Origin of the sequence: Streptomyces coerulescens (assembly GCF_042657965.1) — a bacterium.
GTDB classification, from domain to species: domain Bacteria; phylum Actinomycetota; class Actinomycetes; order Streptomycetales; family Streptomycetaceae; genus Streptomyces; species Streptomyces coerulescens.
In genome coordinates, this window is the sequence record NZ_JBHSKM010000050.1 from 102,177 (window position 1) to 118,643 (window position 16,467).

Sequence of the window (16,467 nt, forward strand, 5' to 3'; positions counted from 1 at the left end):
TTTCCGTGGGAGGGACCGCGGGGAGGACGGCATGTACACCCCGCGATCACGCTCTGCTTGTGCCGCACCACCATGCGGTACGAGAGGATCCGCTTTCCGCAGAGCGGGTGTGGGTGTCCGGCACCGTCGCCGCCCGGCCTGGGCAGCGCTGGGCACCTACTGGAGACGTGATCGCCCCTTCCGAATGGCACACCCCCGTGCCACCGACCCACGACCCAGGACGAGGGGGCGCAGCATGGACGCATTCACCGCAGGACTTCTGCAGCGCATAAAGACGACCGAGTCCGACCTGACGCGGGCTCGTGACGAGGGCGACGACTTCCTCGTCGAGGTGGAGCAGGGCGAGCTCGACGACCTGCGCCGCCTCGCCGCCGAGCACGGTGTGGAAGTCGGCGCGTCTAGCGTCTGATCGGCTTTTCAGTACAACGGCGGCCCCCGGCGAATCCAGCGCCGGGGGCCGCTTCTTGCGTTTGTTCGCCGGGGTCAGTCGTGCCAGGCGCCCAGGTTCTCCAGCAGCTCCTGGAGGGGCTCGAAGACGCCCGGGGTCGCTGCGACCGTCAGATCGCGGGACGGGCGTTCTCCGGGGCGGCCGCCGGTCAGGGCACCCGCCTCGCGGGCGATGAGGTCGCCCGCGGCGAAGTCCCAGGCGTTGAGGCCACGCTCGTAGTAGCCGTCCAGCCGGCCCGCAGCCAGGTCGCACAGGTCGATCGCGGCCGAGCCGCCGCGGCGGATGTCGCGCAGCAGGGGGATCAGTCGCCGGGCCACGTCGGCCTGGTGGGTGCGGACCTCGGTGACGTAATTGAAGCCGGTCGAGACCAGGGCCTGGTCGAGGGGGGCCGTGGGGCGGCAGGTCAGCCTGCGCTCGCCGTCCCAGGGGCCACTCGCCCAGGCGCCCCCGCCCCGCACCGCGTGGTACGTCTCGCCGCGCATGGGGGCGGCCACGACTCCGGCCACGGTCTCGCCGTCCTGCTCGGCGGCGATGGAGACGGACCAGGTCGGCAGTCCGTAGAGGTAGTTGACCGTGCCGTCGAGGGGGTCGATCACCCAGCGGACGCCGCTGGTGCCCTCGGTGGAGGCCCCCTCCTCGCCGAGGAAGCCGTCGTCGGGGCGCTGCTCGGAGATCAGGTTCGTGATCAGCTTCTCCGCCGCGATGTCCATCTCGGTGACGACGTCGATCGGGCTGGACTTGGTCGCGGCGACCGCGAGGTCGGCCGGACGCCCGTCGCGCAGGAGTTCACCGGCGCGGCGGGCCGCCTCCTGGGCCAGGGTGAGCAGTTCCGTGGGCAGGGCGTCGGTCACGGGGCTCCTCATGCGTAGGGGCTGTCGGCGCCGGCTGCGGCGGGTTTGGGCGTGCGGGACGGGCAGCAGCCGACCGGGCAGAGGTTGTGGCTCGCGCCGAGCGCGCCGAGCGCGCAGGGCGTGACCTCCTCGGCACGCTCCACGGCGGCGCGCTCCAGGACGAGGTCGCGGACCGCGGCGGCGAAACGCGGGTCGTCGCCGACGGTGGCCGAGCGGCGCATCGGCAGGCCCAGTTCCTCGGCCTTCGCCCTGGCCTCCGTGTCGAGGTCGTAGAGGACCTCCATGTGGTCGGAGACGAAGCCGATGGGCGCGATCACGACCGCCGGGACACCGGCCGCGTGCCGCTCGTGGAGGTGGTCGCAGATGTCGGGCTCCAGCCACGGGATGTGCGGGGCGCCGGAGCGGGACTGGTAGACGAGCTGCCACGGGTGGTCCACGCCCGTGCGTTCGCGGACGGCGTCGGCGATCAGCCGGGCCACGTCCAGGTGCTCGGCGACGTACGCGCCGCCGTCGCCGTGGTCCTCGGGACGGCCGGAGCTGTCGGCCGCGGCGGTCGGGATGGAGTGGGTGGAGAACGCGAGGTGCGCTCCGGCCCGGACGTCCTCGGGGAGGTCGGCCAGCGAGCGCAGCACGCCGTCGATCATCGGCTCCAGGAAGCCGGGGTGGTTGAAGTAGTGCCGCAGCTTGTCGACCTTGGGGAGCTCGAGGCCCTCGGCCTGAAGTGCGGCCAGCGAGTCGGCGAGGTTCTCGCGGTACTGGCGGCAGCCCGAGTAGGAGGCGTAGGCGCTGGTGGCGAGGACCAGGATGCGGCGGTGGCCGTCGGTGACCATCTCGCGCAGTGTGTCCGTCAGGTACGGCGCCCAGTTGCGGTTGCCCCAGTAGACCGGCAGATCGAGGCCGTGCTCGGCGAAGTCCTTGCGCAGGGCGTCCAGCAGGGCGCGGTTCTGGTCGTTGATCGGGCTGACGCCGCCGAACTGGAAGTAATGCTCACCGACCTCCTTCAGACGTTCCTTGGGGATGCCCCGCCCACGGGTGACGTTCTCCAGGAACGGGAGCACGTCGTCCGGGCCCTCGGGGCCGCCGAAGGAGAGCAGGAGCAAGGCGTCGTAGGGGCTGGCATCGCGCGCGTCTGGCATGGGTCGATCCTGTCATCCGGTGCTGACAGCCGGGAAACGGCGGGGGGTCGACCCGGGTTCCCCGTTCGCCCGGAAGGGTGCGTTAGGGTCACCTAACTCGTAAGCTGTCTCGGCTGGCGACACGCCTTACCGCGCGCTCCAGAGCCTTCCCCGTCCACGCTTGCTTCCGCCTGACCGGAGACCCCCGTGCCCAGCCCCTACCGCGCCCTGTTCGCCGCCCCCGGCAGCAAGGCCTTCTCCGCCGCGGGACTCCTCGGCCGGATGCCGCTGTCGATGATGGGCATCGGCGTGGTGACCATGGTGTCGCAGCTGACCGGGCGGTACGGCCTGGCCGGCGCCCTGTCGGCCACCATCGCGCTCGCCGCGGCCGTGGCGGGCCCTCAGGTCTCGCGCATGGTGGACCAGTACGGGCAGGCGCGGGTGCTGCGTCCGGCGACGCTGATCTCGCTCGCGGCGGGCGCCCTGCTGCTGTTCGCGGCGCACTACGGGTGGCCGGACTGGGTGCTGTTCGTGGCGTGCGTCGGCATCGGCTGCGTGCCGAGCGTGGGGGCGATGATCCGGGCCCGCTGGGCCGCGCTGTACCGGGGGACGCCCCAGCTGCACACCGCGTACTCCTTCGAGTCCGTGATCGACGAGGTGTGCTTCATCTTCGGGCCGATCATCTCCATCGGGCTGTCCACGGCGTGGTTCCCGGAGGCCGGGCCGCTGCTGGCCGGCTGCTTCCTGGCGGTCGGCGTCTTCTGGCTGACCGCGCAGCGCGCCACCGAACCCGCCCCGCATCCGCGCGAGAAGCACGGGCAGCGGGGCGGCACCTCGGCCCTGCGCGCCCCGGGGCTCCAGGTGCTGGTGGCCACCTTCGTGGCGACGGGCGCGATCTTCGGTGCCGTCGACGTGGTCACCGTGGCCTTCGCGGACGAACAGGGGCACAAGAGCGCCGCGAGCGTGGTCCTCGCGCTGTACGCGGCGGGCTCCTGCGCGGCGGGCCTCGTCTTCGGGCTGCTGCGCTTCAAGGGGTCGGCGGAACGTCGTTGGCTGCTGGGCATATGCGCGATGGCCGTGAGTATGATCCCCCTCCTACTGGTCGGAAACTTGCCGTTTCTGGCCGTGGCGCTGTTCGTCTCGGGCATGGCCGTCGCTCCCACGATGATCACCACCATGTCCCTGATCGAAGAGCACGTACCACGCGCGCAACTGACCGAGGGCATGACCTGGGTGAGCACCGGGCTCGCGGTCGGGGTCGCGCTCGGCTCCTCCCTGGCCGGGTGGGTGATCGACGCGGCCGGTGCGGCCGCCGGGTACGGGGTTCCGGCGGTGTCCGGGGCCGTCGCGGTCGCGGTCGGTTTCCTGGGGTACCGCCGGCTCAGCAGGCCGGCTCCGCGTCGGGAGGGCACCGTTGAGCAGCACAGCGAGCGGGAAGAACGGCACGTGGCGTAACTGGGGCGGCAATGTCGCCGCCCGCCCCGCGCGGGAGGTAGCTCCGGCTTCCGTCGAGGAACTGGCCGGGGCGATACGCCGGGCCGCCGAGGACGGCCTGAAGGTGAAGGCGGTCGGCAGCGGGCACTCCTTCACCTCCATAGCCGCGACCGACGGTGTGCTGATCCGCCCTCAGCTGCTGACCGGCATCCGCCACATCGACCGCGAGGCCGGGACCGTCACGGTCGAGGCCGGCACCCCGCTCAAGCGCCTCAACATGGCCCTGGCGCGCGAGGGCCTGTCGCTCGCGAACATGGGCGACATCATGGAGCAGACGGTCTCCGGCGCCACCAGCACCGGCACCCACGGCACGGGCCGCGACTCCGGTTCGATCGCCGCCCAGATCAAGGGCCTCGAACTGGTCACCGCCGACGGCTCGGTGCTCACCTGTTCCGAGAAGGAGAACCCAGAGGTCTTCGCGGCCGCCCGTATCGGCCTCGGCGCCCTGGGCGTCGTCACCGCGATCACCTTCGCCGTGGAACCGATCTTCCTGCTGACCGCGCGCGAGGAGCCGATGCCGTTCGCGCGGGTCCTGGCGGAGTTCGACGAACTGTGGACCGAGAACGAACACTTCGAGTTCTACTGGTTCCCGCACACCGGCAGCACCAACACCAAGCGCAACAACAGAAGCGCGGGCCCCGAGAAGCCGGTGGGGCAGCTCGCGGGCTGGTTCGAGGACGAACTGCTCTCCAACGGCGTCTTCCAGGTGGCCCAGTGGGTCGGCCGCGCGGCGCCCGCCACGATCCCGACGATCGCCCGTGTCTCCAGCAAGGCCCTGTCCGCACGTACTTACACGGACATCCCCTACAAGGTCTTCACATCACCGCGCCGGGTGCGCTTCGTGGAGATGGAGTACGCCGTTCCGCGCGAGGCCGTCGTCGAGACGTTGCGCGAACTCAAGGCCATGGTCGAGCGCTCCGGGCTGCGGGTCAGCTTCCCCGTGGAGGTGCGCACCGCCCCGGCCGACGACATCACCCTGTCCACCGCATCCGGGCGCGACAGCGCGTACATCGCCGTCCACATGGTCAAGGGCACTCCTTTCCAGCGGTACTTCACCGCGGCCGAGCGCATCTTCACGGCGCACGAGGGGCGCCCGCACTGGGGCAAGGTGCACACGCGCGACGCCGAATACCTTGCCGGGGTCTACCCGCGCTTCGAGGAGTTCACCGCGCTGCGGGACCGGCTCGACCCGGACCGGCTGTTCCAGAACGACTACCTGCGGAGGGTGTTGGGCGCGTAGCGGACCCCGTCTCGAACGAACTCCCGGCATTGGTTCCGTTTCTGACGTTTGCGTGAAGTACGCCACGTTCCGACGACCCAATTCGCCCGCGTCACGGCCGAGTCACGCCCCTTGCCAGAAGTTGGGCGGCGTGCCAATCCACGCACGTGGCCCAAATGGAGTACTGTGGCGAGCCCTGGGTCCGGTCTCCCGCCTGGGCATCCGTGGCCTTCAAGGACCGCCGGGAGGGGGCTAGTTGCACAGGGTGACGGAGTTGGTCACTTAGCGTTGCGAATAGGTAACCGTGCCATAACGGCGATCCAGGGCCCTGGCCCGACACGCCGGGCAACTCGGCAAGGTTGTGGCAGGCTGCACCCGGGCAGGCCACACTCGACTAGCGGAAGCAGCGACGCACGTGACGTCGGCAGGCACCACCCGGGAGGTCCCCATGCCCGAACTGCGTGTCGTGGCCGTCTCAAATGACGGCACACGGCTGGTGCTGAAGGCTGCCGACGCAACGGAGTACACCCTTCCGATCGACGAACGCCTGCGCGCAGCCGTGCGCGGCGACCGTCCGCGCCTCGGCCAGATCGAGATCGAGGTGGAGAGCCATCTCCGCCCCCGCGACATCCAGGCGCGTATACGCGCCGGTGCCACCGCGGAAGAGGTCGCCCAGCTCGCCGGCATCCCCGTCGACCGCGTACGGCGCTTCGAGGGCCCCGTGCTCGCCGAGCGCGCCTTCATGGCCGAAAGAGCCCGCAAGACTCCCGTCCGCCGGCCCGGCGAGAACGCCGCCGGTCCGCAGCTCGGCGAGGCCGTCCAGGAGCGGCTGCTGCTGCGCGGCGCCGACAAGGACACCGTGCAGTGGGACTCGTGGCGCCGCGACGACGGCACCTGGGAAGTGCTGCTGGTCTACCTGGTGGCGGGCGAACCGCACTCGGCGAGCTGGACGTACGACCCGCCCCGGCGGCTCGTCCAGGCGGTCGACGAGGAGGCGCGCTCGCTGATCGGCGAGTCCGACGACCTCGCCGCGCCGGAGCCGAGCTTCCCGTTCGTGCCGCGGATCGCCCGGCTTCCGCGGGAACGTTCGATGGACCGTGCCCTCGACCGGCCGAGCCTGCCCGCGCAGGCGTCCGAACCGGCCGAGGAGACCACGGAGGAGCGGGACTCGCTGACCAGCCTGCTGGAGGCGGTGCCGAGCTTCCGCGGCGACATGGTGGTTCCCGAGCGCCCCGCGGAGCCCGAGGTGGAGGAGCCTCCGGCCGAGCCGGCCGCGGAGGAGCCTCCCGCCCCGGCCGCGTCGGCCGGTTCCGCCTACGCGGACGTCCTCATGCCCCGGTCCGTCGGCAGCCACCGTGATCGCCTCATCGGTGCCACCGACCGTCAGGCCGAGGCGGACGGCGTCCGTCCGGGCCGCCGGGCCGCCGTCCCGAGCTGGGACGAGATCGTGTTCGGCACGCGCAGGAAGAAGCAGGAGTAGCCGGTAACAGCCGGTCGTACGGCTGCCCGTGCGGCCGTACGAAGACGAGGGCCGCGTTGCTCGCAACGCGGCCCTCGGCCTGCATCTGGAGGCGATGTGTCCTGCGGGCGCCCTACTGCGGGTCCGGCCCCACGGCGACCGGACGGGACGGGTCCGAGGACCACTCCGACCAGGAGCCGACGTACAGGTCCGCCGAAAAGCCCGCGACCGCCAGGGCCAGGGCCTCGTGCGCGGCGGAGACTCCCGAGCCGCAGTAGACGCCGACCCGGGTGTCCTCGGAGGCACCCAGGGACTTGAAGCGGGCGGCGAGTTCCTCGGCGGGCAGGAAACGGCCGTCCGGGGCGACGTTCTCGTTGGTCGGGGCGGACACGGCGCCGGGGATGTGGCCGCCGACGGGGTCGATCGGCTCGACCTCGCCGCGGTAGCGCTCACCCGCTCGTGCGTCCAGCAGGACCCCCGACCGGGCGAGGGCCGCGGCGCCGTCGGCGTCGAGCAGACCCGTCGCCCCCGGCACCGGCTCGAAGTCGCCCTCCGCCGGCGTCGGCACCGAGGTCTCCAGCGGGCCCTGCCAGGCCGGCAGTCCGCCGTCGAGGACCCGTACGTCGGGGTGCCCCGTCCAGCGCAGCAGCCACCAGGCGCGGGCCGCCGCCCAGCCCTGTCCGCCGTCGTACACGACCACCGGCGCCCCCGAGGACACCCCCGCCCGCCGCATCGCCGTACCGAATTCAGCCAAGTCGGGCAGGGGGTGACGGCCGTGCGCACCGGGCGCGGAGGCCAATGCGCGATCCAGATCGATGTAGACCGCGCCGGGGAGGTGACCGGACTCGTAGGCCTTCCGGCCGTCGAACGGGGGCTCGCCGGGGGTCTTGGCCAGGCTCAACTGCCAGCGGACGTCGAGCAGCACCGGCGGCTGCCGCCCCGTCAGGGCGCTCGCGAGGTCGGATGCGGAGATGATGGCGTTCATGGCCACCATCCTCGCGCACGGGGTGGCCGCATCGCCCGGCTCCGGATACTCTGCCCGCCGGACAGGCCCGATCACGAGGCGTACGGGATCGGGCACATGCTGTACAGCCGATCGACATCCGTCGGCAATCGCACGGAAACGGGCAGTCCATCGCACACCGGGCATCCTCCGGTCGGCGGCCGTCGTGCGGCGGCGTGCCCGTAGCGCGCGCGACGATGGGCGGTGCGAGCATCGGCACGGGGGGCGGGACAGCGGATGAGACGCGGCCACCGCGAGGGGCCGAGGAGAGAGTGACGATGACCGAGGCACGGGGGTCGGCCGGCCCGAACGGCGTGACGCACGCTCGGCACGCGCCCGGCACGCCCTGCTGGGTGAGCCTGATGGTGCACGGGCTGGCCGCGACCCAGGAGTTCTACGGAGCGCTGTTCGGCTGGGAGTTCCGCCCCGGCCCCCAGCAGCTCGGTCCCTATGTGCGGGCCCTGCTCGACGGCCGTGAGGTGGCCGGCATCGGCCGGCTGCCGCCCGACCGTCACCTCCCCGTCGCGTGGACGCCCTACCTCGCCTCGAACGATGTGGACCTGACCGCCGACGCGGTACGGCTGTGCGGCGGCACCGTGGGCGTCGGCCCGCTGGACGCCGCCGAGGCCGGCCGGATGGCGATCTGCTCCGACCCCTCCGGCGCCGTCTTCGGCATCTGGCAGACAGCCGCCCACCTCGGCACCGCCATCACCGGCGTGCCCGGCACCCCGGCCTGGAACGAGCTGGTGACCTTCGAGTCGGTGACCGTGGCCAAGTTCTACGAGTCGGTGTTCGGCTACGAGGAGGAGGCAGCGGACTCCCCCGACCTCGACTACGTCGGCCTGCACCTCGACGGCCGCCCGGTGGCCGGCATCCACGGCGTCGGCACCGCCCTGCCCCGCGACCGGGGACCGCACTGGATGACGTACTTCGAAGTCGGCGACACGGACGACGCGGTGGAGCGGATCGTCGGCCTCGGCGGCCATGTGCTGCGGCCTGCCCGCGACAGCGCCCATGGCCGGGTGGCGACGGTGGCGGATCCCGAGGGCGCCCGGTTCTCCGTCATCGAGAACCCGCGCTGACGGCGGACCGCCCGGCGGTTCAGGCCGGCTGCACCGGGAGCACGTCCGGGGACAGTGCCGCCGCCCGTGCGCTGGCCGCCGTCATCCGGCGGCGGTGGTGGCGGCGGCACAGGACCTCGTAGCCGACGGCGTCGGACTGATTGACGTCGCCGACGACCACCTGGGCGCCTTCGACGACCATCTCGCCCCCTATCGTGCGGGCGTTGTGGGTGGCGCGGGCGCCGCACCAGCACAGGGCCTCGACCTGGAGCACCTCGACCCGGTCGGCGAGTTCCACCAGGCGCTGGGAGCCGGGGAACAGCTTGCTGCGGAAGTCGGTCGTGATGCCGAAGGCGTACACGTCGAGGCCCAGGTCGTCCACCACGCGCGCGAGTTGGTCGATCTGGTCCGGGGCGAGGAACTGGGCCTCGTCCGCGATGACGTAGTCCGCGCGGCCGCCCCGGGAGAGGTGGTCGACCATGTAGCCGTAGAGGTCCATGCCGTCCTCGACCTCCACCGCGTCGGTGACCAGGCCGAGCCGTGAGGACAGCTTGCCCTCGCCCTCGCGGTCGTCGCGCGTGAAGATCATGCCTGCGAGGCCACGCGCCGAACGGTTGTGCTCGATCTGGAGAGCCAGCGTCGACTTCCCGCAGTCCATCGTTCCGGAGAAGAACACCAGCTCGGGCATGTGGAGTTGAGCACCTTTCGGCAACAAGGGGGCTTGGGGAGGCTTCAGGAGCGTACTTCGAGCAGCGGGACCAGCTGCTCGGTGGGGGTCATCGAACCGTGGTTGCCGACCATCGCCGACTCCTTGGGCTCCCGCTCGGAGGCGATGATCAGGACGTCGTCGTGGGCGGCCGCGACCACGTCGCCGATGCGGTCGTGGACCCGCTCGTCGATCTGCGGCCCGAACCAGCCCGCTTCGATCGCCTCGTCCCGCGAGGCCACCCAGAACTGCTCGCCGAGCACCTCACGCCAGCAGGTGAGGACGTCGTTCGCGGCGCCCGGCACCGCGTACACGTGCCGCGCCCGGCCCTCGCCGCCCAGCAGGGCGACACCGGCGCGCAGCTCCCAGTCCTCGTCGAAGTCGATGCGGTGCTCTTCGTCGAAGGGCACGTCGATCATGCCGTGGTCGGCGGTGACGTAGAGCGCGGTGCGCGGCGGGAGTTGCTCGGCGAGGCGCTGGACGAGCCGGTCGACGTACATGAGCTGGCCGCGCCAGGTGTCGGAGTCGACGCCGTAGCGGTGGCCGGCGCCGTCGAGTTCGGCGTAGTACGTGTAGACCAGGGAGCGGTCGCCGGCGGCCAGTTGCTCGGCCGCGAGGTCCATGCGCTCCTCGCCGGACAGCCGGCCGAGGAACGTTCCGCCACTGAGCGCGACCTTGGTCAGCGGGGTGTTCTGGAAGGTGGGCGAGGACACCTGGGCCGCGTGCACACCCGCCCGGTGCGCCAGCTCGAAGACGGTCGGATACGGCTGCCAGACGTGCGGCGGCGTCCACGGGTTCCAGCGCAGCTGGTTCATCAGCTCGCCGGTGGCGGGGTTGCGCACGGTGTACCCGGGCAGGCCGTGTGCGCCCGGCGGCAGTCCGGTGCCGACGGAGGCGAGGGAGGTCGCGGTGGTCGCCGGGTAGCCGGTGGTGAGCGGGCGTCCGGTGCCGCCGCGCGAGCTGCCGAGCAGCGCGCTCATGAAGGGGGCTTCCTCGGGGTGCGCCCTGAGCTGCTCCCAGCCGAGGCCGTCGATCAGGAACACGCAGTTGCGGTCGGCGGGGGTCAGCTCGCCTATCGAGGCGGTCATGCCCGGCACGGCCATGCCGGCGGCCAGCGTGGGCAGCAGGTCCGCGAGCGAGCCGCTGCCGTACTCGGGGGACGGCGCGGAGCTGACGGCGAGGGGTTCCGGATGGGGGTCCCAGGCGGTGGACTGAGCGGACTGGGACATCAGCGAGTGAGGTCCGCGGTCGCCTCGGAGAGGGCCTGGGCGAAGGCGAGCGCCTGGCGCACCGTCTCCGGTCCGTCGCCGGCCTCGCTGACGCGCAGGCTGAGGTCGTCCGCCGTCGAGCTGCCCGTGTAGCCGTGGTCGGCCTCGCAGTTGGGGTCGCCGCAGGCGGCGGGCTCCAGGTCGATGCGGGAGACGGCGCCCCAGCCGATGGTGAGGACCACCTCGCGGGGCAGTGTGCCCACGGTGTACTGCTCCGGGTTGGCGACGACGCGGCTGAGCACGACCGAGGAGATCCGGCCGAGCTTGACCGACTCCGTCGAGGTCGTGGCGTACGGCGTCGGGGAGGTGCTGTCGGCGGCCTGCTCATCGGTGTGGCTGACGATGAAGCGGTTGCCGGTGAGGACGAGGACGGTCACATGGCGCCGCACCTCGTTCTGGTCGAACGTGGTCTCCTGGTGGACCAGGTACGACCGGATGGGCTCGCCGCCCACGGCGGCCTCCACCGCCTCGGCCACGAGGGCCGGGTAGTAGCCGCTGCGCTCGATCGCCGCTCGCAGCCCCTGGGTCGTCGTACTGGTCTTGGCCATGACGCCCATCCTACGGGGGTGCACTGACTGCGAGGCACCGCTCACGGCGGTCTCAGTACGTCGGCAGCGTCCGCGGGCCGAGGTCGTCGCGGGCGGGCGGCAGCGCGAGGCGCACGGAGGCGCCGAGCACGCTCAGACCGTGGGTGGCGACCACGACCGGCTCCAGGGTGACCGCGACCACCTCAGGGTGGCCGTCGACCAGCCGCGACACCCGCAGCAGCAGCTCCTCCAGGGCGGGGGTGTCGACGGGTGTGGAGCCGCGCCAGCCGAACAGCAGCGGTGCCGTCCGGATCGACCGGACGATCGAGGTGGCGTCGCGGTCGGTGACCGGGATCAGCCGGTGCGCCATGTCGCCGAGCAGTTGGGAGGCGGCTCCGGCGAGCCCGAAGGACAGCACGGCGCCGGCCGCCGGGTCGATCACGGCCCGTACGACGGTGTCGACGCCGCGCGGTGCCATGGTCTGCACGACCGGCCTGAGCTCTTCCGGTCTGCCGAACAGCTCGGTCAACTCGGCGTACGCCCGCCGCAGTTGTTCCTCGTCGGCGAGGTCGAGCCGTACGCCGCCGAGGTCGGCGCGGTGCCGCAGGTGCGGGGCGGTGGCCTTGAGGGCGACGGGGTAGCCGAGGGTGCGGGCGGCGTCGACGGCCGCGCCGGGGGTGGGGGCGTGCAGGGCGCGGTGCACCTCGATGCCGTACTTGCCGAGCAGGTCGCAGGTCTCGTCGGTGCCGAGGGTGAGCCCCTGGCCGCGGGTGAGCAGGCCGTCGATCAGCCGGGCGGCGCCCTTCTCGTCGATGTCCTCGTACTCGGGGACCTTGCCGGGCTCGGCCGCCTCGCGCCGCCACTGGGCGTATTTGACGGCCTCGCCGAGGGCGCGGACCGCGCGTTCGGCGGCCGGGTAGGCGGGGATGAGGCGGGGGGTGTTCTCGGCGGCGTCCGACGGTTCGGGCAGCGGTTCGGCCGGGAAGTCCAGCGGGCGGACGGGGTGGGTGCGGGTCGCGGTGCGGGGCGCCGTCGATGCGGCCCGGGGTGCGGTGCGGGGCGCCGTCGCAGCGGGCCGGGGCGCGGTACTGGCCGCGGCGGACAGGGCCTCCGCGAGCCCTCCGAGCTCCACGTGCACCACCTGTACGGGCTTTCCCGGCACCCGCTCGGCCGCCGAGCTCAAGGCCTGCGCCAGCTCGGCGTCCCCCGTCGTGGCGTCCCCGATCGCCGGTATCGCGGTGACCACGACCGCGTCGCAGGTGTCGTCGGCGAGCGCGTGCGAGAGCGCCTCGTGGAAGTCGGCGGCCGACGCCGCGGTGGTCAGGTCCAGCGGTGGCAGCGGCCGCAGCCCCTCGGACAGGCAGGCGTCGTAGGTGAGCAGCCCCAGCGACTCGGAGTTCCCCAGGATCGCCACGCGCGGCCCGGTCGGCAGCGGCTGGCGCGCGAGCAGCAGGCCCGCGTCGACCAGTTCGGTGATCGTGTCGACCCGGATCACGCCGGCCTGCCGCAGCAGGGCGGAGACCGTGGTGTGCGGGAGCCGGGTGACCCGGACGGTGTGGCCCTGCGGCGCCGCTCCGCCGTGCCGGGCGCCCTGCACCACGACCAGCGGCTTCGCGGCCGCCGTGCGCCGGGCGAGGCGGGTGAACTTGCGCGGGTTGCCGATGGACTCCAGGTACATGAGGACGACGTCGGTGTCCGGGTCGTCGTACCAGTACTGCAGGACGTCGTTGCCGGAGACGTCGGCGCGGTTGCCGGAGGAGACGAAGGTGGAGATGCCGGTGACGCCGGTGACTCCGCCGCCGCGCCGGTGCAGCCGGGACAGCAGGGCGATCCCGATGGCGCCGGACTGCGCGAACAGCCCGATGCGGCCCGGCCTCGGCATCTCGGGGGCCAGTGAGGCGTTCAGCCGTACGTCGTCGGCGGTGTTGATGATCCCGAAGGCGTTCGGACCGATGATGCGCATGCCGTACGTGCGCGCCTGCCGGACGAGTGCGCGCTGGCGCTCGCGTCCGTCGGGCCCGCTCTCGGCGTATCCGGCGGAGAGCACGACCAGCCCCTGCACGCCGTGCTCGCCGCACTCGGTGACCACGTCGGGGACGTACTCGGCGGGCACGGCCACCACCGCGACGTCGACCTGCTCCTCGATGTCTTGCACGGAGCGGTGCGCGGGCACTCCGTCGAGTTCCTTGAGGTCCTCCGGGAACGCCTTGTTCACGGCGTACAGCCGCCCGGTGAACCCGGCCTCCCTGATGTTGCCGAGGACGCCGCGGCCGACGCCGCCGGGGGTGCGGCCGGTGCCGATCACGGCGACGGAACCGGGCACCAGCAGCCGCCGTACGGAACGGGCCTCGGCGCGCTGCTCGCGCGCGTACTGCACGGCGAGCGAGCGGTCGGTCGGCTCCAGGTCGAACTCCAGGCGTACGACGCCGTCCTCGAAGCTGCGCTTCTGGGTGTACCCGGCGTCCGTGAACACCTTGATCATCTTGGAGTTGGCGGGCAGCACCTCGGCGGCGAACCGGCGGATGTCGCGCTCGCGGGCGACCGCGGCGATGTGTTCGAGCAGGGCCGAGGCGACGCCGCGCCCCTGGTGGGCGTCCTGGACGAGGAAGGCGACCTCGGCCTCGTCGGCGGGTGCGGACGCGGGCATTCCGTCGGCGCCGATCCGGTCGTAGCGTACGGTGGCGATGAACTCGCCGCCCACCGTGGCCGCGAGTCCCACCCGGTCCACAAAGTCGTGGTGCGTGAAGCGGTGGACGTCCTTTGCGGACAGTCGCGGGTAGGGCGCGAAGAAGCGGTAGTACTTCGACTCGTCCGACACCTGCTCGTAGAAGCTGACCAGGCGCTCGGCGTCATCAACGGTGATGGGGCGGATGCGCGCGGTGCCGCCGTCGCGCAGCACCACGTCGGCTTCCCAGTGGGCGGGGTACTCGTGCCGGTCCGAGGCGCTCTGCATGGGGCCCAGATTACGGCTCGCGTCCGACAACGGCGCGGGGCAGTCCGTGGAGGACGTGTTGTGGGGTCGAGGCCGCGACCCGACGGTCACCATGGGAGGGACGTTTTGTCCCTCCCGGTCTGCTTCACGGGTGTGGGAAACTGGTCTAGACAACCCTGAACACCGAAGGGCAGCATCACATGGCTGAGCGCCGCGTCAACGTCGGCTGGGCCGAGGGCCTTCACGCCCGCCCCGCTTCCATCTTCGTCCGGGCCGCCACGGCCGCAGGTATCCCGGTGACGATCGCCAAGGCTGACGGCAACCCCGTCAACGCGGCCTCCATGCTGGCCGTCCTGGGCCTGGGTGCCCAGGGCGGCGAGGAGATCGTCCTCGCCTCCGACGCCGAGGGTGCGGACGCCGCCCTCGACCGGCTGGCGAAGCTGGTCTCCGAGGGACTCGAGGAACTGCCCGAGACGGTCTGAGCGGGGTCCCCGGTAAACGGTGAAGCCGCGTCCGCCTTTCCGGCGGGCGCGGCTTCGCTGTTTCGGGCCGCCCGGGTTCGCTGTTTCGGGACTCCCGGTTCACCGTTTCGGGCAGGCGTCGGCGGAATTCACGGCAGGCAGCAGAGAATCCGAAAAAGGGCAGCGGAAATTGTCCGCCGCCGAATATCTCCTCTTTGTATACGGCGCCCGTGTTAATGCCGCAGGCTCGGCATGTTTACGGGATGTTGCGAATTCCTCACACGCTCCGTGCGCTCGCCTCCCGCGGCGAACCGCAGGCGGTGCGCGGAGAGCGAGCGCTCGGTGTGCAGCGCCGTGATCGCGCGGGCGCGTTCGCCGTCGCCGCGCGCCACCGCGTCCACGATCGCGCCGTGCTCGGTCCAGGACTCCACGGGGTCGACCGGCGCCTCCACGGCGTACATCCAGGCGATCTTGTGGCGCAGCTGGGCCAGTATCGAGGTCAGGGCGGGGCTGCCGGTGGACTGGGCGAGCGTCTCGTGGAACCAGCTGCCCAGGGAGCGCAGGTCGTCGCTGTTCCCCCGCTTGGCCCGCTCCTGGCCCAGCCTGACCAGGCCGCGCAGGACCTTCAGATGGGCCTCGGTGCGCCGCTGGGCGGCCCGGGCGGCGCCGAGGGGTTCCAGCAGGCCGCGCATCTCCAGCAGGTCGGCGGCCTCCTGCTCCGTCGGTTCGGCGACGCACGCGCCCGCGTGGCGCCGGGTCACCACGAAACCCTCCGCCTCCAGAGTGCGCAGGGCCTCCCGCACGGGGACGCGGGAGACGCCGTAGCGGCGGGCGAGCAGTTCCTCGGTGAGCCGGCTGCCGCGCTCGTAGACACCGGCGACGATGTCGTCCCGGATCGCCGTGCACACCGAATGCGCCGGAATACGCATGACCGACCTCCGCCTTAATCCCCGTGAAACGTCTACGAATGACGTGTTCCCGAGGACTCTATGGCAACCGGCCGGAATTTCCGACGGCGAGCCGGAATCCATGGATATTTTTTGGTCAGCGAACCGGTCGAAAACATCGAAAGCCCCGGCTCGGGGAGCCGGGGCTTCGAGGGGGCGCGGTGGCGGCGTCAGAGGTTCACGCCGTGCCCGCGCAGATAGGCGACGGGGTCGATGTCGGAGCCGTACTCCGGCGTCGTGCGGGCCTCGAAGTGCAGATGCGGCCCGGTGACCTTGCCGGTGGCGCCGGACAGGCCTATCTGCTGGCCGGGGGTGACGGTCTGGCCCACCGAGACGCCGATGGACGACAGGTGGCCGTACTGCGTGTACGTGCCGTCGTTCATCTTGATCACGATGTTGTTGCCGTACGACCCGCCCCAGCCGGCCTCGACCACGGTGCCGGTACCGACGGCGTGCACGGAGGTGCCGCTCGCGGCGTGGAAGTCGACGCCGGTGTGGCTGCCGGAGGACCAGACGGCGCCGCCGCTCTTGTAGCCGGTGGAGACGTACGAGCCGGCGATCGGGGCGACGTACGACAGCAGGCGCTTGCGTTCGGCCTCGCGGGCGGCGCGCTCCTTGGCCTCGCGCTCCGCCTCGGCCTTCGCGGCCGCCTTCTGGCGCGCGGCCTCCTGGGCGGCCTTCTTAGCGGCGGCGGCCTCCGCCGCGGCCCGCTCCTGGGCGATGGCCTGGGCGTCGATCTGGTCCACGATCGAGTTCTCGACGGTGACGACGGGGATGAGGCCGGTCTGCTCCGCGGCGGGCTCGGCGGCGAGCGCCGGGGCGGCCAGGGTGCCGACGACACCGGTGGCGGTGAGCGCGGCGACTCCGGCCGCGCGGGCCGTGGTGCGCTCGAACCGGCCGGGCTTACGGTGCTTCCCGGTGGGGCGGTTCTTCTCGGTGCTCTTCCCGGTGGCGCAGGTGAACGCCATGTAGTGGC

15 protein-coding genes are annotated in these 16,467 nt (G+C 72.1%); 6 read left to right on the forward strand and 9 right to left on the reverse strand.

The annotated features are described in order from the left end of the window. Positions 1-235: 235 nt before the first annotated feature. Positions 236-409 carry a hypothetical protein gene (locus ACFPQ9_RS42760; RefSeq protein ID WP_380865461.1) on the forward strand — a complete coding sequence of 58 codons (174 nt, stop codon included), beginning with the start codon at positions 236-238 and terminating at the stop codon, positions 407-409. Positions 410-483: 74 nt separating this feature from the next. Here ACFPQ9_RS42760 and ACFPQ9_RS42765 read toward each other — a convergent pair whose 3' ends face one another. Both ACFPQ9_RS42765 and ACFPQ9_RS42770 read right to left on the reverse strand, forming a co-directional pair. Further along, positions 484-1,299 (reverse strand): inositol monophosphatase family protein, encoded by an 816-nt coding sequence (locus ACFPQ9_RS42765; protein WP_380865464.1) that lies wholly within the window; start codon positions 1,297-1,299, stop codon positions 484-486. A gap of 8 nt (positions 1,300-1,307) precedes the next feature. After that, the gene (locus tag ACFPQ9_RS42770) at positions 1,308-2,435 is read right to left on the reverse strand and encodes a ferrochelatase (RefSeq protein ID WP_380865467.1); all 1,128 of its coding nucleotides are present in this window, start codon (positions 2,433-2,435) and stop codon (positions 1,308-1,310) included. A 186-nt stretch (positions 2,436-2,621) separates the two neighbouring features. On the opposite strand from ACFPQ9_RS42770, the gene ACFPQ9_RS42775 reads away from it, so the two are divergent. The 3 genes from ACFPQ9_RS42775 to sepH all read left to right on the forward strand — a co-directional run bounded on the left by ACFPQ9_RS42775 (position 2,622) and on the right by sepH (position 6,607). Beyond that, complete coding sequence (locus ACFPQ9_RS42775) at positions 2,622-3,869, forward strand: MFS transporter (protein WP_380865470.1); 1,248 nt, start codon at positions 2,622-2,624, stop codon at positions 3,867-3,869. Then, positions 3,829-5,148 carry a D-arabinono-1,4-lactone oxidase gene (locus ACFPQ9_RS42780; protein WP_380865473.1) on the forward strand — a complete coding sequence of 440 codons (1,320 nt, stop codon included), beginning with the start codon at positions 3,829-3,831 and terminating at the stop codon, positions 5,146-5,148. Before ACFPQ9_RS42775 ends, ACFPQ9_RS42780 begins: the two co-directional genes overlap by 41 nt. A 427-nt stretch (positions 5,149-5,575) precedes the next feature. Next, entirely contained in the window at positions 5,576-6,607 is a 1,032-nt protein-coding gene (sepH, locus tag ACFPQ9_RS42785; protein WP_380865476.1) for a septation protein SepH, read from the forward strand. Between the two features lie 112 nt (positions 6,608-6,719). On the opposite strand, the gene ACFPQ9_RS42790 is transcribed toward sepH, so the two are convergent. Continuing rightward, positions 6,720-7,571: a sulfurtransferase gene (locus tag ACFPQ9_RS42790; protein WP_380865479.1), complete on the reverse strand. Its 852-nt coding sequence runs from the start codon at positions 7,569-7,571 to the stop codon at positions 6,720-6,722. Between the two features lie 296 nt (positions 7,572-7,867). Between ACFPQ9_RS42790 and ACFPQ9_RS42795 the strand changes: the two genes are divergently transcribed. Then, positions 7,868-8,671, forward strand: coding sequence for a VOC family protein (locus tag ACFPQ9_RS42795; RefSeq protein WP_380865482.1), 804 nt, complete (start codon positions 7,868-7,870; stop codon positions 8,669-8,671). Between the two features lie 19 nt (positions 8,672-8,690). Here ACFPQ9_RS42795 and ACFPQ9_RS42800 read toward each other — a convergent pair whose 3' ends face one another. Genes ACFPQ9_RS42800 through ACFPQ9_RS42815 form a run of 4 tightly spaced genes read right to left on the reverse strand, consistent with a single transcriptional unit; the run spans position 8,691 to position 14,104 of the window. Beyond that, positions 8,691-9,338 (reverse strand): thymidine kinase, encoded by a 648-nt coding sequence (locus ACFPQ9_RS42800; protein WP_380865485.1) that lies wholly within the window; start codon positions 9,336-9,338, stop codon positions 8,691-8,693. Between the two features lie 44 nt (positions 9,339-9,382). After that, the gene (locus ACFPQ9_RS42805) at positions 9,383-10,585 is read right to left on the reverse strand and encodes an alkaline phosphatase family protein (RefSeq protein ID WP_380865490.1); all 1,203 of its coding nucleotides are present in this window, start codon (positions 10,583-10,585) and stop codon (positions 9,383-9,385) included. After that, positions 10,585-11,172 carry a DUF5998 family protein gene (locus ACFPQ9_RS42810; RefSeq protein WP_380865491.1) on the reverse strand — a complete coding sequence of 196 codons (588 nt, stop codon included), beginning with the start codon at positions 11,170-11,172 and terminating at the stop codon, positions 10,585-10,587. The genes ACFPQ9_RS42805 and ACFPQ9_RS42810 overlap by 1 nt, the downstream gene beginning before the upstream one ends. Before the next feature lie 52 nt (positions 11,173-11,224). After that, positions 11,225-14,104, reverse strand: coding sequence for a bifunctional acetate--CoA ligase family protein/GNAT family N-acetyltransferase (locus tag ACFPQ9_RS42815; protein ID WP_380865494.1), 2,880 nt, complete (start codon positions 14,102-14,104; stop codon positions 11,225-11,227). Positions 14,105-14,283: 179 nt separating this feature from the next. On the opposite strand from ACFPQ9_RS42815, the gene ACFPQ9_RS42820 reads away from it, so the two are divergent. After that, positions 14,284-14,565: an HPr family phosphocarrier protein gene (locus ACFPQ9_RS42820; RefSeq protein ID WP_016432192.1), complete on the forward strand. Its 282-nt coding sequence runs from the start codon at positions 14,284-14,286 to the stop codon at positions 14,563-14,565. Between the two features lie 212 nt (positions 14,566-14,777). On the opposite strand, the gene ACFPQ9_RS42825 is transcribed toward ACFPQ9_RS42820, so the two are convergent. Together ACFPQ9_RS42825 and ACFPQ9_RS42830 are read right to left on the reverse strand one after the other, a co-directional pair. Continuing rightward, positions 14,778-15,473: a GntR family transcriptional regulator gene (locus tag ACFPQ9_RS42825; protein ID WP_380865496.1), complete on the reverse strand. Its 696-nt coding sequence runs from the start codon at positions 15,471-15,473 to the stop codon at positions 14,778-14,780. Between the two features lie 188 nt (positions 15,474-15,661). Further along, positions 15,662-16,459, reverse strand: a complete 798-nt coding sequence (locus ACFPQ9_RS42830; RefSeq protein WP_380865499.1) for a M23 family metallopeptidase — start codon at positions 16,457-16,459, stop codon at positions 15,662-15,664. Between the last annotated feature and the right edge of the window lie 8 nt (positions 16,460-16,467).